Below are 23,769 nucleotides of genomic sequence, written 5' to 3' on the forward strand. Positions count from 1 at the left end.
ACAAAAATCAGGGGAGTCGTTGTCGACGAGTGTATCAGAGTCGACCCCGTTCGCGGCACGGGGTTTTGGGCGCTCTCAAAGTATTCGCGTTAGGCGCCCAGGCGGTCCAAAAGGACCGTGTCGCAGTCGAAGTGATCCAGATAATCGACCAGGGCGTCGAACGCGATGGGGCGGGCAAAGTAGTAGCCCTGCAGGTAGGTGGGGTGCTTCTCGCGCAGGTAGCGAAACTGTTCGAGGGTCTCGACACCTTCGATGAGCACCTCGAGCCCCAGCTTCGACGCCATGGTGATCACGCCTTCGACGATGGCGGCGTCGTTTTCATCGTGGGTTACATCGCGGATGAACGAGCGGTCGATCTTGAGCTTGTTGATCGGCAGGCGCTTTAGGTAGCTCAGGCTTGAAAAGCCGGTGCCGAAATCGTCCAGCGCGATATGCACGCCAAGCGTTCGCAGCCCGTTGAGCGCCTCGATCGCGTGCTCGGTGCTGTCCATCAATACGCCTTCGGTAATCTCGATCTCCAAAAGCGCCGGGGCCAGGCCGCTCTCGTTCAGCACTTTTTCGATCGATGCGACGAACCCCGGGCGCTGAAACTGCACCGGCGAGACGTTCACCGCCATGGTGATCGGACCATACGCCCCGCTATTCAAGCGCACCGCGTCCTTGCACGCCTGGCTAAGCACCCATTCGCTAATCGGAATGATCTGGCCGGTCTCTTCGGAAAGCCCGATAAACTCGATGGGCGGGACGTTGCCGCGCTCCGGGTGTTGCCAGCGAATCAGCGCCTCGACGCCCACCACCTGGCCTGTAACGCTATCGATTTGCGGTTGGTAGTGAAGCTCGAACTGCTCCTGCTCGATGGCTTTTTGCAGCGCGTGGCGCAGGTTGACCCGCTCGCTCACCTTGCGGTTGAGCTCGTCGGTGTACCACTGGTAGGTGTTGCGCCCGCGCCGCTTGGCCTTGTACATGGCAAGGTCGGCCTGTTGCACCAGGGTGCGTGGCTTGGCGACGCTCCCGTTGTCGGTGCCGATACCGATACTGGCGGTGATGCGCAGCTCCTTGTCCTGATACCAGTAAGGCGCGGCGATGCGCTCGAGCAAACGCTCGACCACCTGCATGACGTCCTGCTCGTGGGCCAAATCCGGCAGCAGCACGATGAACTCGTCGCCGCCAATGCGCGCGACCGTATCCCAGGGGCGCAGCTCTTCTTCAAGGCGCCGTGCCACGCTCATCAAAATGAAGTCGCCGACATCGTGGCCCATCGAGTCGTTGATCGGTTTGAAGTCGTCCAGGTCGATGAACAGCACGGCCAGATAGCGCTGATAGCGCTTGGCCATCACGCAACCCTGGGCCAGGCGCTGATTCAGAAGCTGCAAATTGGGAAGCCCGGTCAGCGCATCGTGGTTGGCGTTGTGTCTAAGCTGCGCCTGGTACTCGCGCTGGGCGGTGACATCGTTTTGCACGCCGACGAAGTGGGTCACCACCCCCTGGTCATCTCGCACCGGGGAAATATACAAGTCGTTCCAAAACAGCGTGCCGTCGCGGCGGTAGTTGCGCAGCATCACGTGCACGTCGCGCTGCTCCTTGATCCCCCGACGAAGCTGTCGGCGTATCGCCGGGTCGGTCTCTTCGCCTTGCAAAAAGCGGCAGTTACGGCCCAGCACCGCGGTGCGCTCATAGCCGGTAATCTGCTCGAAGGCCTTGTTGACGTAGACCATGGGCAAGTCGTCGGCCAGGGCATCGACGATGATGACCCCGTTGGTGCTCGACTCCACGCTTCGCTCCAAAAGCGCCAACTGCTGCGCGGAGGTTTTACGCAGGGTAATGTCCCGGGCGATCACGTAGATCACCTTGTCGTTGGCGAACGCGCTCACTTCCAACCACTTGAGCTCACCGGCGCGACTTGTAGCGCGAACATCAAACGGGTCGACCAGCTCCCCCTGGTGTATCCGCGCAAGCGCCCTCTCTATAATGGGGTGGTCCTGGCGCTCGATGATCACACCGCAGGGGCGGCCAATGAGCTCCTCGGCACAATATCCAAGCAGGTTTTCGAAGCTGGGGTTAACATTTATCAGCGTCCCTTGGAAATCGATGCAGCAAAGCATGTCCTGGGACAACAGAAAAAATTGATCCAGCTCGCCTTGAAGATCGGCAGAGGGCATAGGGCATTACCTGTGCAAAGACATTTACATTATACGTTAGCCAATATTATACGTTAGCCAATTACGGCTGGTTGTTTTTACTGCGAGACCGGGTGCTTTATGATGAGATTTATCATAGTTCGACACGCCGTGTCAGCGGCAAAGGGAGAATAACGTGTCATCCATCACCAAATTGCGCATCGCCACGCGTAAGAGCCAACTGGCCATGTGGCAAGCCGAACACGTCCGGGATCGACTGATGGCGGCACATAGCGGTCTTGAAGTCGAGCTGGTGGCGCTGTCCACCAAGGGCGATAAAATCATCGACACGCCGCTTTCTAAAATCGGCGGTAAGGGGCTGTTCGTCAAAGAGCTCGAAGACGCCATGCTCGACGGCCGCGCCGATATCGCCGTGCATTCGATGAAAGATGTGCCCATGCACTTCCCCGAAGGGCTGGGGCTTTCCGTGATTCTGGAAGGCGCCGAGCCGACGGATGCTTTCGTCTCCAACCGCTATCAAAGCGTTGACGAGCTGCCCGAAGGGGCGCGTATCGGCACGGCCAGCCTGCGCCGTGGCCTGCAGCTGCGCGAGGCCCGCCCGGACCTGGAAATTCTGAATCTGCGCGGCAATGTGCAAACCCGCCTTGCCAAGCTCGACGACGAAGAGTTCGACGCCATTATCCTGGCAACCTCCGGGCTCAAGCGGCTGGGCCTCGATGCGCGCATCGCCCAGGAACTGCCGCCGGAGATCTGCCTGCCGGCCTGCGGCCAGGGGGCGCTGGGTATCGAATGTCGTCTCCACGACCCGGACCTGATTGGCCTGCTCACCCCGCTCGACGATCACGATACCGCCACCCGGGTACGCGCCGAGCGCGCCATGAATACCCGCCTGGAAGGCGGCTGCCAGGTGCCGATCGCCGGCCACGCGGTGCTGGATAAAGCCAACGAGACCATCTGGCTGCGCGGGCTCGTCGGCAACCCGGAAGGCACCGAGGTGCTGCGCGCCGAGGGCCGCGGCTCTATCCATGAGCCCGAAGCGCTGGGCATTCGCGTCGCCGAAGACCTGCTCGACCAGGGCGCGGGTGAAATCCTTGCCGAGGTCTACGGCAACAACGTATGAGCACGCCCGCACCATGAAGGAGCCGGTACTCATCTGCCGCCCGGGCGAGCGCGGCGAAGTGCTCGCCGAGGCGCTGCGCGCCGAGGGCGCCTGGGTCGAGCCGCTGGAGGTAATGACCCTTCAAGCACTCGACGAGGACGCCACGCTTCGAAGCGTATGGCTGGATCTGGATCAGTACCATAAGATAGTCGTCATCAGCCCGTTTGCGGCCCGCTGCCTGGCGGAGGCAATCGATTGCTACTGGCCGCAATTACCGGTGGGCATCGCCTTTTATAGCCCCGGCCGCGGCACGGCGGAGGTCCTTCATGACGCGCTGGGTGCCCGTGTGCATGTCCCCCCGGCAAGCGCGGGCGAGGATACCAGCGAAGCGCTTTTGTCGCTGCCCTCGCTCCAACGCCTTACCCATCAGCGCGTGCTGTTGGTGGCCGGCGAAGGCGGACGGCCGCTGCTGGCGGATACGCTGACCGCCCGCGGCGCCGCCTTGACGCGGCTGGCGGTCTACCGGCGCGTCTACCAGCCGCCCAGCGCCGAGTTGCAAAGGCGCCTGGCGAGTGGCAGTTTTCATACATTGATTGTGACCAGCGGCGAGCTGCTTGAATATCTGGCAAAATGGTGTCAACAGGCGGCGTTGGATCAACCCCTAATCGTTTCCAGTCACCGTTTAGCGACGCTTGCCGGTAAGCTGGGTTTTAGCGACCTCAAGGTGGCGTCGGGCGCATCGAAAGCCGCGCTGGTAGCAGCGTTGAACGAATCCTGCACTCCCCGGGATGCCGATGTCGATCAAAGAACTTAACAAGGGCTAGCGACAGATGAGCAAACAACCACTTGACCAGGAAGGCGCCAACAAAACGCCTGACGATGCCTCTCAAAACCGACCAGCGAGCGAAACGCCTGTGGCGGATGAGACATCGAGCGCGGCCTCGCCCCCGGTCGATGATAAAAACGCCGCTGACCAGGCCGCGCAAAACGACTACGCCACTAAAAACAGCCGTTCGCGTCGCCGCAACAAAGGCGGCAACAACGCTAAAAACGCCAGTGCCCCGGCCACGACCGGCACCAGCACGCCCGGTTCATCCAACGCCGCGCCCGACAAAACCAGCACCACCGCAGCCAGCACCGGTGCCAAACCGGCGTCCGGCGCTCCGGCAAGTAACAGCACCAAAAGCGCCACGCCGCCCCCGAAAACACCCGCCTCGCAAAAACCGGCCTCTTCCGGCGGCGGCGGTAAAGGCGGCGTGGTCGCACTCGTGTTAGTGCTGATTCTGGCGCTCGTATTGGGCGTGGTCGCCTGGCAGCTTTGGCAGCGCCTGGATAACCAGCAGGCGCGTATCGACGAGCTCGACCAACAGACCCAGGGCAGCGCCACTCAGCAGAACTTGAGTGAGCTGGAGTCGCGCCTTGAAAGCAATGAAGCCGAGCGCAACGAAACCCTCGAGAACACCGCTCGCGAACTGCGCGCCGAGCTCGACGAGGTGCAGGCCAGTGTCGATGAAACCGTCAATAGCGTGCTCGACCAGCTCTCCCAGACCCAGGATACCGATGAGCGCGACTGGCTCCACGCCGAAGCCGCCTACCTTTTGCGTCTGGCCAACCAGCGCCTGCAGCTCGAAGGCGACGTAGAGGGCGCCGCGGCACTGCTGCGCACCGCCGACGCCCGCCTGGTAGACGCCGACAACCCGGCACTGACGCCGGTACGCCGGGAAATCGCCAGCGAGCTGGCCGCGCTCGATGCCGTTCCCCGCGTCGACCGTACCGGCATTTACCTGGCGCTGAACGCCCAGCAGGAGCGCGTAGCCGGGCTTCGCCTCTCCCAGGAAATCGAGGAGCGCGCGGTCAATTCCGGTATCGAACAGCCGCCCCAGGGTTCTTTCGAGCGCCAGCTGGCGCGCTTTGGCGCCGAGCTACGTGATTTGGTCGTGGTGCGTCATCACGACGAAGCGCTGGAGGCCCTGGTCACGCCGGAGCAAGAGTCGTATCTGCGCCAGAGCCTGCGCCTGATCCTCGAGCAAGCCCAGCTTGCACTGCTGCGAGAAGAGCAGCCGCTTTTCGAGGCAAGCCTGGATAAAGCGCTGAATCTGCTCGATAGCTACTACGACACCGAACGCGAAGAGACGCAAAGCGTTATTACGCGCCTCCAGGAGATCAAACAAAACGACGTCGAACCCGAGCTTCCCGATATCAGCGGCTCGCAGCAAGCAATGTCGCGCTTTATCGACAACCGTTTCGAGTCACGCCGCCAGGGCGGAGGTGACGAATGAGAAAACTGCTGCTGTTAATCGTCGCCGGGCTCGCCGTGGGCGCCCTGTTCGGCCATCTGATGATGTCGGTACCCGGCTACTGGCTGATTCGCGTCGGCGATACCTCCGTACAGACCTCGTTCTGGTTTGGCCTGGTGCTGCTACTGGGCGCGTTTATCCTGGTGCACTTCGTGCTTCGGCTGCTCGCTGGCATCCTTCGTCCGATGGGCCGGTTTCGCACCTGGAATAGCCGGGCCCGTAACCGCCGCGCCATGAAGCGCACGGAGCGCGGCCTGGTCGCGCTAACCGAGGGCCGTTTCAAACGCGCCGAGCGCACCCTGGCCGGTGCCGCGGATGACTCCAGCGCGCCGATGGTGAACTATCTTTCCGCCGCGCTTGCCGCCCACTACCAGGGCCATCACGAGCGCTCCCAGGAGCACTTGAACCAGGCCCAACTCTCGACCGACGGTGCGGGTACCGCGGTGGGCCTGATGCAGGCGCAGCTCATGGTCGACCGGCAGCAGCCGGAAGAGGCGCTGGCGATTCTCAACCGCCTCGACCAGAAGCTCTCCAACCACCCGCAGGTGCTCAAGCTGCTCAAGCAGGTGTACTTGAGCGTCAGCGACTGGGAAGGCCTGCGCCACCTGGTACCACGGCTGACCGCCAAAAAGCTGATTACCGAGCAGGAGCGCGAGCAGCTCGAGTTCAAAGCCTACCGCGAGCTGATCGTGTTCGAAGCCGGCAACCCGGCCAACATCGAGCGCGTTCGCGGGCTGTGGTCGGACATGCCGGAGTACCTGCGCGGTAACACCGAGCTGATCGTGCTTTACGTCGAAGCGCTCCTACAGGCGGGCGAAGAAACCATTGCCGAGCGCCTTTTGAACCAGTCGCTGGACGTTCACTGGGACGCGCGGCTGGTGAAGCGCTACGGGCTTTTGGGTGTCGACGCGGCGCGCCAGCTGGCCAAGGCAGAAAAATGGCTGCAAGAGCGCCCCAACGACCCAGAACTGCTGCTTGCCTGCGGGCGGCTTTCCTTACGTACCGGCCAGTGGGAGAAAGCGCTCGAGTACTTCGAAGCCAGCCAGCGCCAGCGCCCGAGCGGCGAAGTATGTGCCGAGCTCGCTCGCCTTTACGCAAGCCTTGGCGAGCACAACAAGAGCCAGCTCTACTACCGCCAAAGCGTCGACATGATGGCTCAGTCGCTGCCTTCACTGCCCCAGCCAAGCGATGCAAGCGACAGCGACGGCCCCCACAAGGGCGCCAAAAAGCGCCGCTAGGCAAGCCCTGCCAGCAAGCTGTCCCTTCTCAAGGGTGCCCTCGGGCACCCTTTTTTGATTGTCCTCGGTACTTGAAACGCCTCTCATCTCCTCCTCTTGGCCACCCGGCGGGCTCGGAAAACGCAGTACGTCTAGTTATGGCGTGCTTGCGGCAATATTCTAAATAGACGAACGGTCTATGCGATTTTAAGCGCTTTTTATCCTACTTTTTCGATACTATTATGAGTGCATGTTCTGAAGCGCAGGGCGCGAACAGAGCCCCTAAACATATTCGATAACTACTTTAAGGTACGCCACCATGAAAAAACTGACCGCTACTGCCGCCATCGCACTTGCTCTCGTTTCTGGCTCTGCTTTCGCCGAGCGCGGCTCCGCCGAGCTGAACGCCATTAGCCAGCCGGAATCGAGCGCCACGCACCAGGCCGAAGCGCGCAACGCCTCCACGCAGCAAGTGATCGCTAAAAACAGCGCCTCCGGCGAGCACGTCACCCCCGCTGCTTCCAGCGGATCGAACACCGATCAAAGCGCCTCCCTGGACCAGGTACTGGCCAGAAACGGTGCGACCGGCGAGCAGACCGATAACGCCGTTTCAAGCACTAACTCGCACGGCTAAGCACGAATCCCCCACCGCTTGGTGGGGTTTTCACTAAAAAGGGTGCCCATTCTGGGGCACCCTTTTTTTGTCGTGAGCGCGGCGCTTGGGGCGTTGTCGTTGCCGCGCCGGGCTGAACGATCTTCTCCCTGACCGACAATGGTTGGGTGGCATGTACCGCTTAACGACTTGATCGACCAGGAGTGCCCTCCGGTACCTCATCAAACAGCAACAAGGTTAATGGCCCTTTACTTTCATATTAATCGAATGGTCTAGATACTTTTAAGCGCTTTTTATACTAATTTTTTAGTCCTATTATACGTTCATGTTCTGAAGCAACCGCTGCGACAAGAACCGAACAACCTTCCAATCGATATCTTGAGGTACGCCAGCATGAAAAAATTGACCGCTACTGCCGCCATTGCACTTGCACTCGTTTCTGGCTCTGCATTGGCCGAGCGCGGCTCCGGCGAACTGAACGCCATCAGCCAGCCCGCATCGAGCGCCACACACCAGGCCGAAGCGCGCAGCGCCTCCATGGATCAGGTGATCGCTAAAAACAGCGCTTCCGGCGAGCACGTCACGCCCGCTGCTTCCAGCAGCTCGAACGCCGATCAAAGCGCCTCTCTGGACCAGGTACTGGCCAGAAACGGTTCGACCGGCGAGCAGACCGATCACGCTGCTTCACGCGCTCGCACCCACGGCTAAGCATTAAAAAACCCCACGCACTGGTGGGGTTTTCATTAAAAAAGGGTGCCCCTAGTCGGGCACCCTTTTTTGGTTTGCGCGAAAGGTCAGTCGTCGATGACCGGCGCGCTCGTTACGCGCTCCTCGGGCAGCTCTTCGCGGATGTCGGCTACGTCACCCGCGCTGACGCCGCCGGCTTCGTTACCCCAGGCGTTACGCACGAAGTTGGCCACCTCGGCGACCTCGTCGTCAGAGAGCCGCCAGGCGAAGTCCGGCATGGCCAGTTGCGCCGGGCGCTGCTCGGTAGACGGCAAGCGAGCGCCGGCCAGAATCACGCGAATCAGCCCGGTGGCATCGTCGGCATTGACCATCGAGCTTCCCGAAAGCGAAGGGAAGACGCCGGAGGCGCCCTGGCCGTTGGAGAAATGGCAGGCGTTGCAGTTATCCAGATAAAGCCGCGCGCCCAGATCATCCCCCACGTCGGCGCTGGTCAGCCGGGTATCGGTTTCATCCACCTGCTCGGTGGTAATCACGCGGCGCCCCTCGCTATTGCCCAACGACTTCAGGTAGCCAGCGATCGCGTGTAGGTCGCTCTCGTCAAGACGCGAGGTGCTGTGCGCCACCACCGAGGTCATCTCACCGGCCACGGCGCTATGGTCGTTACGCCCGGTGGCCAGGTAGTCGACGATGTCCTGTTCGCTCCAGCGCTCCATGGCGCTGCCGCCATCACCGTCGCCGCGCAGGTTGGGCGCATACCATCCATCCAATACCTCACCGGACAGAAAAGCCTCGTCGCCATCGCTGAGCGCTTTCTCCTGGAAAAAGAGCCCGCGCTCGGTGTGACAGCTACCGCAGTGACCGAGCCCCTGCACCAGGTAGGCGCCGCGGTTGAGTTCTTCGCTGCGCTCGGTATCGGGTGTGAAGGGCTCGTCTGCGGTAAACAGCCAATTCCAGGCCCCGATGCCCCAGCGCTGGCTGAACGGAAAGCTCAGGTCCGTTTGCGGCGGCTCGTTATGCACAGGCTCCACCCCTTCCATGAAGTAGGCATAGAGCGCGTCGATGTCCTCATCGTTGATCAGCGAGTAGGACGGATACGGCATGGCCGGATAGAGATTCTTGCCGTCGGCACGCTTGCCTTCTCTCAGCGCGGCGGCGAACTCGTCGCGGCTGTAGTCACCGATGCCGGTTTCCGGGTCCGGTGTGATGTTGGTCGAGAAGATATCGCCAAACGGGCTGTCTACCGCCAGGCCGCCGGCGAAGGGTTCGCCCCCCGGCGCGCTATGGCAGGCCACGCAGTCGCCGGCGCGGGACAGGTACTCACCGCGTTCGATGTCGGCGTCGTCGAACGCCAGCAAGGGCGAGGCCACGCTTAAAAGCCCGACGCCAATAAGCCCCTGGCGCCATTTTGGGTAATGCTTCATGGTCGCTCTCCTTAGGCTTGAACCAGCGGGCCGGGGTTAGGCAGGTACTGCTCGCGAATCGCTTTCGCCGACCAGTAGGTCAACGCGCCGACCAGCCCCGTCGGGTTGTACTGCAGGTTCTGGGGGAAGGCGCTGGCGCCCATCACGAACACGTTATGTACGTCCCAGCTCTGCAGGTAGCGGTTCAGCGCGCTGGAGGAGGGGTCGGTGCCCATGATCGCTCCGCCCACGTTGTGGGTGGTTTGATACGGACGTACGTCGTAATGGGAGTCGAAGTCCTTGAACGACAGCTTGTAGTCGTCCGGGCCCAGGGCCTTGGAGAGCGCGTCGATCTTTTGCTTCATGAACTGGGTCATGCGCACGTCGTTGGCTTTCCAGTCGAAGGTCATGCGCATGAGCGGCCGACCGTGGTCATCGGTGTAGATGGGGTCCAAATCCAGGTAGCAGTCACGATACGACATGTTGCTGCCGTGGGAGCCGATGGTCATGGTATGGCCGTAGGTCTCTTGTACCGCTTCTTTCCAACCCACGCCCCAGCTCGGCGCGTCCCCGCGTAGCGGCATGTTGCGAATCGGCTGGCCGTTGGTCATCGCGGCATTGATATAGGAGCCGCCGATGAAGCCCTCCTGGCCGAAATCGATCTGCTCGACGCCGAAGTCGTTGATGATCTCGCCGTTGGCCCCCGCGCCGACGAAGGGGTTGAACTCCTTGTCGTTGAAATAGAGCGTGGCGCCACCGTTCATCTGGTAGGCGTAGTTCTTACCCACCACGCCCTCGCCGCTTTCCGGGTCGTAGGGCGTGCCGATGCCAGAGAGCAACATCAGGTGGACGTTGTGCAGCGAATAGGCGCCCAGAATCACCAGATCCGCAGGCTGGAAGACTTCATTGCCGTCGCCATCCACATAGGTCACGCCCGTGGCGCGCTGGCCGTCGTTATCGAGCTCCACGCGCAGTACTTCACTGTTGGTACGGTAGGAGAAGTTTTCGCGGCGCTTGAGCGCGCCCAGCACGCAGGTTTGCGGCGACGACTTGGAGTAGTTCAGACACCCATAGCGTTCGCAGAAGCCGCAGAAGTTACACGGGCCCAGCTGCATACCGTAGGGGTTGGTGTAGGCCTGGGAGGCGTTGGCGGCGGGCAAGGGGAAAGGGTGATAGCCCTCGCTTCGCGCCATATCGGCGAAGAGTTCGTCGTTGTAGGTACGCGCCAGCGGCGGCATCGGATACTCATCCGAGCGCCAGCCTTCGAACGGGTTGCCGCCCTGCTGGATCTCGCCGTTCAGATTACCCGCCTTGCCGGAAATGCCCGCCACTTTTTCGAAGAAGTCGAAAAACGGCTCGAGCTCGTCGTAGCTGACGCCGAAGTCCTGAATGGTCATCTCGTCCGGGATGATGTCCGCGCCCCAGTTCTCCTCGACGTAGCTTCGCAGTCTCAGCTCTTCGGGCTGCGGGCGCCAGGTATGACCGTTCCAGTGAGTACCCGCGCCGCCCACGCCGTCGCCGGGTAGAAACGACCCCAGGTTACGGTAGGGAACGGCCATGTCGTCCAGCCCGTGGCGAACGGTGAGCGTGCTCTTGGCCGGGCGCTGCATCAGCTGGTAGCGCACCCCATAAGTGAGCTCGTCGGCCATTTTGGGGTAGGCGAAATCCGGCACCGTGTCCCGGTCCTCGCCGCGCTCGAGCGCGAGTACGTTGAGCCCCTCGTCGGTGAGCTCCATGCCCATGATCGAGCTGGTCCAGCCGAAGCCCACCAGCACCACGTCAACGGGTGATTGTGTCTTAGCCATGCTTATCCTCTCTCCCCGTTAATGCTGACCGGTCCCAGCGGATACTCGACGTTATGCTGGTCGACCCACTCGCGGTACGCCCCGCGTGCGCCGGGAAAGCCGATGAACTTCCACGCCGCCATATGCTTGTTGCCGCCGTGAATGGGGTCGGCAAAATAGCCCTCTTTGGTGTTTTGCAGCAGCATGTCGAAAAAGTAGCTGCTCCGCATCGCTTCCATTTCGACATCCCCCTGGGCGAGCGCGGTGAGTACGTCATCGCGCGCCGCGTCGTCGAGGGCGGCGAAGGCCTGACCGTGCTGGCGCTGGCAAAACGCGTTGACCGCAGGTATGCCCTGCCGGTACATGTCGCGGGGGGCCAGCGATATCTGATGGCCGAACAGTTCAGGGACGTCGTCGGGAAACGGCCCTTTCATGTACCAGTCGGCGGCGTGGCCGAAACGGCCTTCCATTTGACGGTCGATGAAGATGGGGACGTTGGTTTCGAGCGCGCCGGGGCCGGGGCCATCGCCGGGGATCAGCCGGTCACAGGCGGCGATGATGAATTCCCACTCGCTCTCATCGAAAAATATCGGCTGGTAGTCGCCAAGCTGCTCGGGGGGTTCATCGGCGGGGGCAGTCAGCGAAACGCCGCTACCGATGGTGACCGCGGGGATACTGGTCAAGGCGCCTTTCATAAAGCGCCGGCGTGATGCGTCTTTAAGGCTCACGTGCTCTCCTCTTCTTTGCGTCGACGGGCCATGGCGTGACGAGTCCTTCAAGCGCTTTACAAGCGAAGCGTTTATAAGACTTCTTTTAATTATGGCGGTTAGCTTAATGCAAAACCGATTAATTAGCTTAGTAACGATCAAAGCAGATTGCCCGAACGCGTAGAAAAAAAGCACTCCCAAAAAGCGACGCCCGGCGAATGCCGGGCGTTTCAGACGAGACTACAACTTTAGTAGCAAAGACTTTTGTAAACCGCATTTATATACCCGAATCTACGGCGCTGATCATTAGCTCTGTGCCTTTGGCGCGTCCTCCTCCACATTTGTTAAAGCAGAAGTACAGTGCCCGCAGCGGCTTGCCTTGATCGGCACGGCCATAAAACAGTAAGGGCAGGACTTTTCTACCGGGCTTTTGGGTTCATCCACTTCTTCACGCTTTAGGCGGTTGATGGTGCGTACCAGCATGAACACCACGAAGGCGACGATTGCGAAGCTAATAACGGCGTTTAGAAAGAGCCCGATATTGAGCGTTACCGCCCCCGCCGCCTGGGCCGCCGCCAGTGTCAGGTAAGGCCCCGCTACCGCCCCTTCGCGCAACACGATGAAAATGTTCGAGAAATCGATTCCGCCGATCAACAAACCAATGATCGGATTCATGATATCCGCCACCAGACGCTGGACGATGAGCGTAAAAGCGCCGCCGATGATAATACCCACCGCCATATCGATGACGTTTCCCTTAACGGCAAACTCGCGAAACTCCTTGAAAAACCCCGACATTTCAGCACTCCTCGTTTAGAAAGTTTATTAGCATATAACGTTTTAATCATAAAACCCGCTACTTCAATAACTTATAAAAAGCGACGCCGGGTGTTCAGAAAACGTTGCGTTTTATTGGTTAATGCGAGAAAACCTCATTGGAGGGTTTTACAGGCGACCTTGGCCATTCTATTTGCGACAAGCCGCGCACCTCTTTCAAGATTGCTTTGTCAGTATAAGTGTCATCCATGCCACTATGCAGGCAGGACGCGATAAAGCTCGTTCATGGATTAAAACAACACGCCAGCGACATACCAGAAAAACAATAAAAAACCCAAGACGTTTAGGTGATAGAGGTAAAGACCATGACATCCGATCAAGTAACATACGGCGCTCCCGAGAGCCGCCCCAGCGCACCGCAAACCCTCGGTTTTCTGCTGCTGGATAATTTCACCCTGATTTCCCTGGCGTCTGCCATCGAACCCCTGCGCATGGCCAATCAGCTGGCCGGTCGCGAGCTTTACCGCTGGTATACGCTCACCCAGGACGGTGCGTCGGTACGCGCCAGCGACGGCCTCAACGTGACCCCGGATGCGGCCATGCAGGCGCCGCTTTCGCTCGATTGGGTGATCGTTTGCGGCGGAGTGGCGCCCCAGCACAGCGTCAGTCGCGAGCACATTCATTGGCTGCAGGCCCAGTCGCGCCAGCTAAAGCACCTGGGCGCCATCTGTACCGGCAGTTGGGCGCTGGCCAAGGCGGGGCTTCTGGATCACTACGAAACCAGCATTCACTGGGAGTGTTTGGCCTCGGTGCAGGAAGCGTTCCCGAAGATCGTGCTGACCACCAAGCTTTTTTCCATCGACCGGGACCGCTTTACCGCCTCCGGCGGCACCGCCCCTTTGGACATGATGCTCAACCTGATTACCCAGGACCACGGCAAGGCGCTGTCGGCGGGTATTTCGGAGATGTTCATTTACGAGCACATGCGCAACGAGCAGGACCAGCAGCGCGTCCCCTTGAAGCACGTGCTGGGCACCACCCAGCCCAAGCTTTTGGATATCGTGGCGCTGATGGAGTCCAACCTCGAAGAGCCTTTAGAGCTTAACGAGCTTGCCACCTACGTGGACGTATCCCGGCGCCAGCTCGAGCGGCTTTTCCAGCGCTACCTGCACTGCTCGCCCTCGCGCTACTACCTGAAGCTTAGATTGGTACGTGCGCGCCAGCTTTTGAAGCAGACGTCGCTTTCGATCATCGAGATCGCCTCGGTGTGTGGTTTCGTCTCCACGCCGCACTTCTCCAAGTGCTACCGCGAGTGTTTCGGCATTCCCCCACGCGACGAGCGCTTGGGCTCGCAGTCGCGTCAGTCGCCCCAGATCAAGGCCGCGCCGATAATCCAGCCCTGGGGCGTCGAGCCAGCCGCCGGCGAACCCGCCTCGAGCGCTCTGCTGGCGCTGGCCTACGCCCAGGGCGAGCCGACCTTTGCAAGCGTGCCGCTGGTGAACTACTAGCGCGCCCGGCCATTTGCCGTAAGCACTGCCCAAGAGCTGCCCCATGGGCAGCTCTTTTTTATACCGCCCCTTCCCAGCACCCCGGTGCTTTTTAACGCGAAGCCGAGGGCTTTGCCACGCGCATTGCTCATGATGACGCTTTTGGAATTTCCGTCGTCGTTTCCAGGAGCAGAGCAGGCCCAGGGCAGCGCTATGCTCCCCTTCATGGACAACCCTGGAGCCTCGTTATGAACCCTGCTGAATTACACCAAGACGCCATCGTCATCGACGGTTTGATCATCGCCAAATGGAACCGGGAGCTTCTGGAAGACATGCGCCGCGGTGGCCTGACGGCGGCCAACTGCACCGTCTCGGTTTGGGAGGGCTTCAAGGCCACGGTGGACAACATCGTCGCCTCCAACAAGCTGATGGAAGAGTGCAGCGACCTGGTCCGCCCGGTGCGCACCACCGCGGATATCACCCGCGCCAAGGAAGAGGGCAAAACGGGCATCATTTACGGGTTCCAGAACGCCCACGCCTTTGAAGACCAGATCGGCTACGTGGAGGTCTTCAAGCAGCTCGGCGTGGGCATCGTGCAGATGTGCTACAACACCCAGAACCTGGTGGGCACCGGCTGCTACGAGCGCGATGGCGGGCTCTCGGGCTTCGGTCGCGAGATCGTCGCGGAGATGAACCGCGTCGGCATGCTGTGCGATCTCTCCCACGTGGGCGCCAAAACCTCCGAGGAAGTCATTCTCGAATCCAATCAGCCGGTGTGCTACTCCCACTGCCTGCCCTCGGGCCTTAAAGAGCACCCGCGCAACAAGTCCGACGAAGAGCTCAAGTTCATTGCCGACCACGGTGGCTTTGTCGGCGTGACCATGTTCGCCCCGTTCCTCAAGAACGGTATCAACTCGACTATCGACGACTACTGCGAAGCCATCGAGTACATCATGAACATCGTCGGCGAAGACGCCATCGGCATCGGCACCGACTTCACCCAGGGCCACGACCAAAACTTCTTCGAGTGGTTGACCCACGACAAGGGCTACGCGCGGCGCCTGACCAACTTCGGCAAGATCATCAACCCGGAAGGTATTCGCACCATCGGCGAGTTCCCCAACCTGACCGAAGCGCTTTTAAAGCGGGGCTTAAGCGAGTCCCAGGTCAGAAAGATCATGGGCGAGAACTGGGTGCGCACGTTGAAAGATGTGTGGGGCGAGTAACGATCGAAAACGGGGCGAGTCGATTCAAAAAAGCGCCGCCCCGATGACCCTCTCTTGTTTGAACAAGTACAAGTTTTAAGGATGACCACCGTGACCAAGACAGCTCCCGAACTCCCGATCGACGTCGACAGCGAAACCGGTATCTGGACGACCGACGCACTGCCGATGCTGTACGTGCCGCGCCACTTCTTCGTCAATAACCACATGGCGGTCGAAGAAGCCCTGGGCGCGGAAAAGTATGCCGAGATTCTCTATCACGCCGGCTACAAGAGCGCCTGGCACTGGTGCGAAAAAGAGGCCGAGCTTCACGGCCTCGAAGGCGAGGCCGTTTTCGAGCACTACATGAAGCGGCTTTCCCAGCGCGGCTGGGGGCTTTTCATCACCGAGGAAATAGACCTGGACGCGGGCACCGCGCGGGTACGCCTGGAGCACAGCGCCTTCGTGTATCAGATGGGCAAGGTGAATCGTAAGATCGAGTACATGTTCACCGGCTGGTTCGCCGGCGCCATGGACCAGATTCTGGCCGCGCGGGGGAGTGAGACGCGCACGGTGGCCGAGCAGACCCAAAGCGGCGCCGAAGATGGCTGCGAGCACGGTCTGTTTGTCGTAACGCCCTTGAGCTGAGGTTACTCCCATGGCATTCGATGCACTATTCAAACCGATCCAGATCGGCAGCCAGACGATTCGTAACCGCGTGGTCAGCACCGCCCACGCCGAGGTGCACGCCACCGACGGCGGCATGACCACGGATCGCTACGTCAAATACTACGAAGAGAAGGCCAAGGGTGGCTGCGGGCTTTGCATCTGCGGCGGCTCGTCGATCGTTTCCATCGACAGCCCCCAGGGCTGGTGGAGCTCGGTGAATCTGTCCACCGACCGCATCATCCCGCACTTTCAGAATCTGGCGGACGCCGTCCATAAGCACGGCGGCAAGATCATGATTCAGATTACCCACATGGGCCGCCGCTCGCGCTGGGACGGCTTTGACTGGTCGACGCTGGTCTCGCCTTCGGGTATCCGCGAGCCGGTCCACCGCTCGACCTGCAAGACCATCGAGGAAGAGGAGATCTGGCGCATCATCGGCGACTTCGCCCAGGCCGCGCGCCGGGCGAAGGAAGGCGGCCTCGACGGCGTCGAGCTCTCTGCGGTGCACCAGCACCTGATGGACCAGTTCTGGAGCCCACGGGTCAACAAGCGTACCGACGAGTGGGGCGGCACGTTTGAAAACCGCATGCGTTTCGGCATGGAAGTGCTCAAGGCGGTGCGCGCCGAGGTCGGCAACGACTTCGTGGTGGGGATGCGCATCACCGGCGACGAGTTCCACCCGGACGGTCTCGATCATGAAGAGATGAAGCGCATCGCCGCCTATTTCGACGCCACCGGCAAGGTCGATTTCTTCGGCGTGGTGGGTTCGGGCTGCGATACCCACAATACGCTGGCCAACGTCATTCCCAACATGTCCTACCCGCCGGAGCCCTTTCTGCACCTGGCTGCGGGCATCAAGGAAGTGGTCAACGTGCCGGTCATTCACGCCCAGAACATCAAGGACCCCAACCAGGCCCAACGCATTCTGGAGGGCGGCTACGTCGACATGGTCGGCATGACCCGCGCGCACATCGCCGACCCGCACATCATCGCCAAGATCAAGAACGATCAGGTGGATCAGATCAAGCAGTGCGTGGGCGCCAACTACTGCATCGACCGCCAGTACCAGGGCCTCGACGTGCTGTGTATCCAGAACGCCGCGACCTCGCGGGAGTACATGGGTTTGCCGCACATCATCGAGAAAACCGACGGCATCAAGCGCAAAGTCGTCGTCGTGGGCGGCGGCCCGGGCGGTATGGAAGCCGCCCGGGTCTGCGCCGAGCGGGGGCACGACGTGACGCTGTTCGAAGCCAAGGACCAGATCGGCGGGCAGATCACCATCGCCTCCAAAGCGCCCCAGCGCGACCAGATCGCCGGCATCACCCGCTGGTATCAGTTGGAGCTCAACCGGCTGGGCGTCGACCAGCGCCTGGCCACCAAAGCCGATGAAGCCACCATTAAAGATCTACGCCCGGACGTGGTGATTCTGGCCACCGGCGGCCAGCCGTTTCTCTCCCAGGTGCCCGAGTGGGGCTATGACGAGGACACCGAGCAGAGTTTGGTGGTCAGCACCTGGGCGATCCTCAACGGCGACGTCGAACCGGGCAAGAACGTGCTGATTTTCGACACCATCTGCGAGTTTTCCGGCGTCTCGGCGGCGGACTACCTGGCCGACAAGGGCTCAAAAGTCGAGATCGTCACCGACGATCTCAAGCCGGGGGCGGCGGTGGGCGGTACCACCTTCCCCACCTACTACAGAAGCCTGTACGAGAAAGAAGTCATCATGACCTCGGATCTCGCCCTGCATAAGGTGTATCGCGAAGGCGAATCCCTGGTCGCGGTGCTCGAGAACGAGTACACCGGCGCCTTGGAGGAGCGCGTGGTCGATCAGGTCGTGGTCGAAAACGGCGTGCGCCCGGACGAGGCGCTCTACTACGCGCTCAAGGCGCAGTCGCGCAACAAGGGCCAAACCGATATCGAAGCGCTCTACGCGATCGAGCCCCAACCCTGCCTCTCACAAAGCGGTGAAGGCTTTGCCCTGTTCCGCCTGGGGGATTGTACCGCGCCACGCAACACGCACGCCGCCATCTACGATGCGCTGCGCCTTTGCAAGGACTTCTGACACAATAACGCTGTAAGCTGAACGGCCCGGGGCACGCCCCGGGCCGCAGACCTTACGGTGTCTCTGAGAGGAGAGACGCCATGCTCGATACCCTGTTACCGATTTTGCTGTTTTCCGCGCTGGCGCTGGCCATCGTCGGGGCGGTTCGCCGTGCCCGCCTGTGGCGCCAGGGGCGGCCCTCTCCCGTACCCGTATTGAAGGGCCTGATGCAGGTGCCCAGGCGCTACCTGGTCGACCTGCACCACGTCGTCGAGCGGGACAAGTACATCTCCCACACCCACGTAGCCACCGCTGGCGGCTTCGTGCTGGCGGCCTTGCTTGCGATCATCGTCCACGGTTTTGGCCTGGATAGCGCGATTCTCGCCTGGGTGCTGCTGGCCGCCACCACCAGCATGTTCCTGGGCAGTATCCTGGTCGCCAAGCGGCGAAGCCCCCCGCCATCAAGGCTATCCAAAGGGCCCTGGATGCGCCTGCCCAAAAGCCTGATGGCGTTCTCGATCGGTATGTTCGTGGTCACGCTGCCCACCGCCGGCATTCTGCCGGAAGGCGTTTTCCAAAGCGGCATGGGCTGGATTGCCGCGCTGGTGCTGGCGGCGGTCATCGTCTGGGGCCTGGGCGAGATGTTCTTCGGCATGACCTGGGGCGGGCCGATGAAGCACGCCTTCGCGGGTGCGCTGCACCTGGCCTTTCACCGCCGCCCGGAGCGCTTCTCGGACAAGACCGGCGGTGAGCACCGCTCCACCGGCCTGAAAGCGCTGCACCTGGGCGACGACCACGCCAAACTTGGCGTCGAAAAGCCCGCGGACTTCACCTGGAACCAGCTTTTAGGGTTTGACGCCTGCGTGCAGTGCGGGCGCTGCGAAGCCGCCTGCCCGGCGTTTGCGGCCGGCCAGCCGCTCAACCCTAAAAAGCTGATTCAGGACATGGTCGTGGGCATGGCCGGCGGTAGTGACGCGAACTATTACGGCTCGCCCTACCCCGGCAAGCCGGTCGGCGAGCATCAAGGCGACCCCTTTGGTCCGATCGTCGCCCGCGAAGGCACCGCGCTGGTCGATCCTGAAACGCTCTGGTCCTGCACCACGTGTCGCGCCTGCGTCGAGGAGTGCCCGATGATGATCGAGCACGTCGACGCCATCGTCGATATGCGCCGCTTCCTAACGCTTGAGCACGGCAACACGCCCAACAAGGGCGCCGAGGTGCTGGACAACCTGATCGCCACCGATAATCCCGGCGGCTTCGATCCGGACTCGCGCCTTTACTGGGCGGCGGATTTGAACCTGCCGCTGATGGCGGAAAAGGGCGAGGCCGACGTGCTCTTGTGGCTGGGCGACGGCGTGTTCGATATGCGCAACCAGCGCACCCTGCGCGCCTTCATCAGCGTACTGCGGGCAGCCAACGTCGACTTCGCGGTGCTGGGTAATGAAGAGCGCGACAGCGGCGACGTGGCGCGGCGCCTGGGCGACGAAGCGACCTTCCAGACCCTGGCCCGCCGCAACATCCAGACCATGAGCCGTTACCGTTTCGCGCGCATCGTCACCTGCGACCCGCACAGCTTCCACGTGCTCAAAAACGAGTACGGTGAGCTGGGCACGTCCGATGCCCCCGCTACCTATCACGTTCAGCACCACAGCACTTATATCAACGAGCTGGTGGTGGGCGGTGCGCTCACCTTCAAAGAGTGGAAAGGCGGCAGCGTGACCTATCACGACCCGTGTTATCTGGGCCGCTACAACGGCGAGTATGAAGCACCGCGGGACGTGCTCAAGGCGCTGGGCATCGAGGTGCAGGAAATGGCCCGCTCCGGCTACCGTTCGCGCTGCTGCGGCGGCGGCGGCGGCGCGCCGATCACCGACATTCCCGGCAAACAGCGTATCCCCGATATGCGCATGGAAGACGTCCGCGAAACCGGCGCGGATCTCGTCGCCGTAGGCTGCCCACAGTGCACCGCGATGCTGGAAGGCGTGGTCGAGCCCCGCGCGGGGATCAAGGATATCGCCGAGCTGGTCGCCGATGCGCTGATCATCGATGCACCCGCCGACAAAGCGGCACCGGCCAAGGCCGCGCCCGCCCCGGCGCTGGAGGAAACCTCATGAGCGACATTCTGCGCCGCGATCCTCGCAAGGAGTGGATCGCCCGAAACCGCCTGCACCCACAACATTTGACGGTGCTGGCCGAGCTTGGCGGTGGAACCAAAGCCACCGAGTGGATGGGCCCTAACGGCGTGATGCGCCGCGACCCTCGCGCGGTCGGCTTTATGGGTCCGAACGGCGTTCGCCGCATTGATCGTAGCGGCGCGCAGCAAGCGGCTCAGGCCCCGGCGCACAGCGCCGAGGCCAAGGACTCGCGCCAGTCCGTCACCATCGAGTCGCCGGCGTTTATGGTTGCCGTGGTGCCGGATATGGCCGGCGGACGGCTGTCGGCCCATGATCGCGACCTGCTGGGCCTGGCGCGCCAGCTGGCCGATGCCGACCCGGCCAACCCCGGTGCGGTGGTGGCCATCGTGTTTGGTGAGCACAAGGAGAGCGCCTTTGGTGACGCCGGTATCGACCGGCTGATGCACCTGGAGGGCGAGCGCTTCTCCGGCTACCTGCCGGAGCTCAAGGTGGCCACGCTGCAAAGCGTGGAGCGCGAGTTGGCGCCGCGCTTTTGGCTGCTGCCTGATTCCACTCTCGGCGGTGGCGAACTTGGCCGCCGCTTGGCCGCGAGGCTTGGCGAGCGCCCGGCGGCCCAAGTGTGGCAGGTCGAGGCCAACGAAGACCCTTCGACCTGGCGGGCCACCGCGCGGGCCGGCGCCGGGCGCCACGATATTCACCGCGCCCTGCCCCGGATCGTACTGGCGCTGGCCGAGTGCGCCGACCCGGTCAGCGACACCCGCCACGCCGCCGAGGCCCTCGAGCTGAACCAGGCGCTTCCCGACGTGCTTGGGCGTATCGAGGATCTCGGCGAAGTCGCGGTCGACCCGGCCAGTGTCTCGCTGGCGGAAGCCGAGTTCATTCTCTCGGCGGGTAACGGCGTCAAGGACTGGGAGGGTTATCACCACGCCGCCGAGGTGCTCGGCGCGACCAAGGGCGCCTCTCGAGTGGCGGTGGACGACGGCTACATGGCGCGGGACCGCCAGGTGGGCGCCACCGGCACCTGGGTCTCGGCCCGGGTCTACGTGGCGATCGGCATTTCCGGCGCCATTCAGCACCTGCAGGGGATCCAAAGCTGCGAAAAAGTGGTCGCCGTCAATCTGGACGAGGGCTGCGATATGGCCAAGCGCGCCGATCTCACCATCATTGGCGATGCCAGCGCCGTGCTGGCCGCGCTGGTCGCACGGGTCGAGCAGCACCGCCTGGAACAACAGGAGAACCGCGATGCCGCCTAACCCTTACCCCACGTCACAAAGCACTTCACCCGCTCACCAAAACGCCGGGCTGCACGTGGCCGTGCTGGTTTCCATCGGCCGCCACCCGCTGACCGCCCGCGCCCGACGCGCCGACCAGGACGCCCGAGCGGTGGAAATGGCGCTGTCGCTTAAAGGGGCCTCTATCGAGCTGCTCCACGCCGGCCAACACGCCGGCGAGCACGAAGAGGCGCTGCGCGGCTATCTAGGCATGGGGATCGAGAGCGTCAACCTGATCGAGCAGGCACCCAACGCCGACGTGGTACCGGCGCTGAGTGAGGCGCTTCGCGAAAACGCGCCGCAGCTGATTCTGACCGGCAGCCGCGCCGAAACCGGCGAGGCCTCCGGGGTACTGCCGTACCTGCTGGCCGAGGCGCTGGGCTGGCCGATCATCACAAGCCTGGCGGCGGTAGAGAAAGTCGAACAGGGCACGGCGGTGGTGCTTCAAGCCCTGCCCCGGGGCAAGCGCCGGCGCCTGCGTATTCGCCTGCCGGCGATTGCCACCGTGGACACCAGCGCCCCGGCGGCGCGTCAAAGCGCCTTCGGCCCGGCCAAACGCGGCGAGCTGGCCCCGAGCGAGGCGCAAAGCGTGCTCGACGAACCCCTTGCCGGCTGGCAATTCTACCCGGCCCGCAAACGCCCCAAACGTCTCAAGATCGTCAAATCCTCCTCGGCGCGGGACCGCTTCAAAGCCGCGGCGGCCAAGGCCGATGGCGGCGGCGGGCAAACGCTCAGCGATGTCCCCCCGGAACAGGGCGCCGAGGCGATCTTCAAGCTGCTCAAGGAGGAAGGCGTGCTGCGCTAGGCGCTTAACAGCGCATCAAGGCCGTGGGTGACCTCGAATACCGGCTGGGGCCACGGATTGAAACCCCGTGGCCTTTGCTCGATGCGCCTACGGCGTCGATGCGTTGAACTGGATGCGCTGACCCGGCACCAGCCGATCGCTTTCTATGCTGATCTCTAGTGCCTCCCGCGCATGCGGGCCGATACAGGCCTCGGCGGTGCGTTCCTCGCCGGGCAGCAACCCTTTTAACGAAGTGTCCATGCGCTGACCATCCGCGGCGGGCCAGGCGTCGTAATAGATCGGCGCCACGCCTTCGTTACGCGCCGTCAGACGCACGCACTCGCCATTGCTGGCGAGCGCCGTGACCCGAAACGCGTAGCCGGTCGCCATCGACGCCTCGCGGATCCGCTCGCGGGGTTGATAGCCGGGCTGGTCGTTTCCGATCATGTAGCTGATGTGATACTGCGCCGCGAGGGATTCGAAGCTTCGCCCCCAGGGACCGTCCGGAGCCAGCACATGCTCCTGGTCGTAATCGCTGTAGTAGTTGAATTCGCCGCCCGCGGGGTTGTCGTGATAGCGCGTGCTGCCGAAGAACAGCCAGGAGGCGCGGTTGTATTCCTGATCGCTCTCCGAATGCGTTTCGTGCATGAAGGAATCGTCGAACAGGCCGAAGCGCAGCTGGCGCAGGGCCGGTACCGCCGAGAACGGCGTGTATCTGGAACTCGCAGCGTCGATCGAAATCGACCATGGCGTTTCTACGAAGGTGTCACCCAGGTGTGTCAAAAACTGCTGCTGGAAGGCCTTCGACGGAAACGTGGTGCCGAGCGTCAACGGCCCGTCCCAGAGGTGGTACTCGGCGTAGGAGCCGAAACCGACCTGCAGGAAGGCAAGCCGTGAATCGAGGTCGTAGCGCTGCGCAAACCGGCTGTAGAACTCGAGAATGAACGCCTGGAGGGTTTCTGAGCGCCAGTCCGGCACGAAGGTCCGTTCGCCTTCGATATCGTGGTAGCTCAGCGCGTGATCCGGCGCGTCTGCGATGTGGGCAGGAATCGAGACCCGGGTCTGTCCGGGGTAGGTGTCATGAAAGCGCAGGATCATCTGGTGACCCCGCGCCGCCGAGGACGCCAGCGTGGCCTCGACCCGAGACCAGTCATAGACACCCGGCTCGGTGACGACATCGCTGTACTTGAAGTAGGCGAACTCAAGCTGCACGTCATCGCCAAGTGCGGCGAGGTCACGGGCGTTGTCGTTCCACAACACGATGCCGGTCATGGGTTGCACCCGGTCGATCGAAGAATTCAGCGGGACCGGAACGTAGTCCGCGTCATGCGGGCTTTGCTCAGTGTCGGCCTGGGATGTGCTCGTGAACGCAAGCAGGGCGGCGGTGATGAACCCGTGCAGCAGAGGGCGGCATATCGGCATGACATCTCTTCTTTCGTGGGTGCGAAACCTCAGTCTAGT

At 62.1% G+C, this 23,769-nt stretch carries 19 protein-coding genes; 13 read left to right on the forward strand and 6 right to left on the reverse strand.

Features of this window, described 5'->3' with window-relative positions:
* Positions 1–89: 89 nt before the first annotated feature.
* Complete coding sequence (locus ACWHVV_RS17735) at positions 90–2,159, reverse strand: sensor domain-containing protein (RefSeq protein WP_447927391.1); 2,070 nt, start codon at positions 2,157–2,159, stop codon at positions 90–92.
* Between the two features lie 154 nt (positions 2,160–2,313).
* Between ACWHVV_RS17735 and hemC the strand changes: the two genes are divergently transcribed.
* The 6 genes from hemC to ACWHVV_RS17765 all read left to right on the forward strand — a co-directional run bounded on the left by hemC (position 2,314) and on the right by ACWHVV_RS17765 (position 8,072).
* A complete protein-coding gene (hemC, locus tag ACWHVV_RS17740) occupies positions 2,314–3,258 on the forward strand; it encodes a hydroxymethylbilane synthase (protein WP_447927392.1) in 945 nt (314 codons plus the stop codon).
* Between the two features lie 13 nt (positions 3,259–3,271).
* Positions 3,272–4,051: a uroporphyrinogen-III synthase gene (locus ACWHVV_RS17745; RefSeq protein WP_447927393.1), complete on the forward strand. Its 780-nt coding sequence runs from the start codon at positions 3,272–3,274 to the stop codon at positions 4,049–4,051.
* Between the two features lie 16 nt (positions 4,052–4,067).
* Positions 4,068–5,516: a uroporphyrinogen-III C-methyltransferase gene (locus tag ACWHVV_RS17750; protein WP_447927394.1), complete on the forward strand. Its 1,449-nt coding sequence runs from the start codon at positions 4,068–4,070 to the stop codon at positions 5,514–5,516.
* Positions 5,513–6,772, forward strand: coding sequence for a heme biosynthesis HemY N-terminal domain-containing protein (locus ACWHVV_RS17755; RefSeq protein ID WP_447927395.1), 1,260 nt, complete (start codon positions 5,513–5,515; stop codon positions 6,770–6,772). The genes ACWHVV_RS17750 and ACWHVV_RS17755 overlap by 4 nt, the downstream gene beginning before the upstream one ends.
* Positions 6,773–7,070: 298 nt before the next feature.
* On the forward strand, positions 7,071–7,385 hold the full coding sequence (locus ACWHVV_RS17760) for a hypothetical protein (RefSeq protein WP_447927396.1): 315 nt from the start codon (positions 7,071–7,073) through the stop codon (positions 7,383–7,385).
* Between the two features lie 372 nt (positions 7,386–7,757).
* Positions 7,758–8,072, forward strand: coding sequence for a hypothetical protein (locus tag ACWHVV_RS17765; RefSeq protein WP_447927397.1), 315 nt, complete (start codon positions 7,758–7,760; stop codon positions 8,070–8,072).
* 86 nt (positions 8,073–8,158) lie between these two features.
* On the opposite strand, the gene ACWHVV_RS17770 is transcribed toward ACWHVV_RS17765, so the two are convergent.
* From ACWHVV_RS17770 to mscL, 4 genes are all read right to left on the reverse strand, one after another.
* On the reverse strand, positions 8,159–9,472 hold the full coding sequence (locus ACWHVV_RS17770; RefSeq protein ID WP_447927398.1) for a c-type cytochrome: 1,314 nt from the start codon (positions 9,470–9,472) through the stop codon (positions 8,159–8,161).
* 11 nt (positions 9,473–9,483) lie between these two features.
* Positions 9,484–11,256: a GMC family oxidoreductase gene (locus ACWHVV_RS17775; RefSeq protein ID WP_447927399.1), complete on the reverse strand. Its 1,773-nt coding sequence runs from the start codon at positions 11,254–11,256 to the stop codon at positions 9,484–9,486.
* A gap of 2 nt (positions 11,257–11,258) precedes the next feature.
* Positions 11,259–11,963 carry a gluconate 2-dehydrogenase subunit 3 family protein gene (locus ACWHVV_RS17780; protein WP_447894657.1) on the reverse strand — a complete coding sequence of 235 codons (705 nt, stop codon included), beginning with the start codon at positions 11,961–11,963 and terminating at the stop codon, positions 11,259–11,261.
* A gap of 285 nt (positions 11,964–12,248) precedes the next feature.
* Positions 12,249–12,740, reverse strand: coding sequence for a large conductance mechanosensitive channel protein MscL (mscL, locus tag ACWHVV_RS17785; protein WP_447927400.1), 492 nt, complete (start codon positions 12,738–12,740; stop codon positions 12,249–12,251).
* Positions 12,741–13,084: 344 nt separating this feature from the next.
* On the opposite strand from mscL, the gene gbdR reads away from it, so the two are divergent.
* The 7 genes from gbdR (at position 13,085) to etfB (ending at position 22,329) form a co-directional block, all read left to right on the forward strand.
* Positions 13,085–14,227, forward strand: a complete 1,143-nt coding sequence (gene gbdR / locus ACWHVV_RS17790) for a choline metabolism transcriptional regulator GbdR (RefSeq protein ID WP_447927401.1) — start codon at positions 13,085–13,087, stop codon at positions 14,225–14,227.
* Between the two features lie 227 nt (positions 14,228–14,454).
* Positions 14,455–15,432 (forward strand): dipeptidase, encoded by a 978-nt coding sequence (locus tag ACWHVV_RS17795; RefSeq protein WP_447927402.1) that lies wholly within the window; start codon positions 14,455–14,457, stop codon positions 15,430–15,432.
* Positions 15,433–15,522: 90 nt separating this feature from the next.
* Positions 15,523–16,056: a DUF5943 domain-containing protein gene (locus ACWHVV_RS17800; protein ID WP_447554613.1), complete on the forward strand. Its 534-nt coding sequence runs from the start codon at positions 15,523–15,525 to the stop codon at positions 16,054–16,056.
* A 10-nt stretch (positions 16,057–16,066) separates the two neighbouring features.
* Positions 16,067–18,139: a dimethylglycine demethylation protein DgcA gene (gene dgcA, locus ACWHVV_RS17805; protein ID WP_447927403.1), complete on the forward strand. Its 2,073-nt coding sequence runs from the start codon at positions 16,067–16,069 to the stop codon at positions 18,137–18,139.
* 80 nt (positions 18,140–18,219) lie between these two features.
* On the forward strand, positions 18,220–20,232 hold the full coding sequence (locus tag ACWHVV_RS17810; protein WP_447927404.1) for a (Fe-S)-binding protein: 2,013 nt from the start codon (positions 18,220–18,222) through the stop codon (positions 20,230–20,232).
* Positions 20,229–21,506 carry an electron transfer flavoprotein subunit alpha gene (gene etfA / locus ACWHVV_RS17815; protein WP_447927405.1) on the forward strand — a complete coding sequence of 426 codons (1,278 nt, stop codon included), beginning with the start codon at positions 20,229–20,231 and terminating at the stop codon, positions 21,504–21,506. The genes ACWHVV_RS17810 and etfA overlap by 4 nt, the downstream gene beginning before the upstream one ends.
* Entirely contained in the window at positions 21,496–22,329 is an 834-nt protein-coding gene (gene etfB / locus ACWHVV_RS17820) for an electron transfer flavoprotein subunit beta (protein WP_447927406.1), read from the forward strand. The genes etfA and etfB overlap by 11 nt, the downstream gene beginning before the upstream one ends.
* Positions 22,330–22,416: 87 nt before the next feature.
* On the opposite strand, the gene ACWHVV_RS17825 is transcribed toward etfB, so the two are convergent.
* Positions 22,417–23,730: a hypothetical protein gene (locus tag ACWHVV_RS17825; protein ID WP_447927407.1), complete on the reverse strand. Its 1,314-nt coding sequence runs from the start codon at positions 23,728–23,730 to the stop codon at positions 22,417–22,419.
* Between the last annotated feature and the right edge of the window lie 39 nt (positions 23,731–23,769).

The sequence above is a fragment of the Vreelandella sp. EE27 genome, assembly GCF_968206495.1.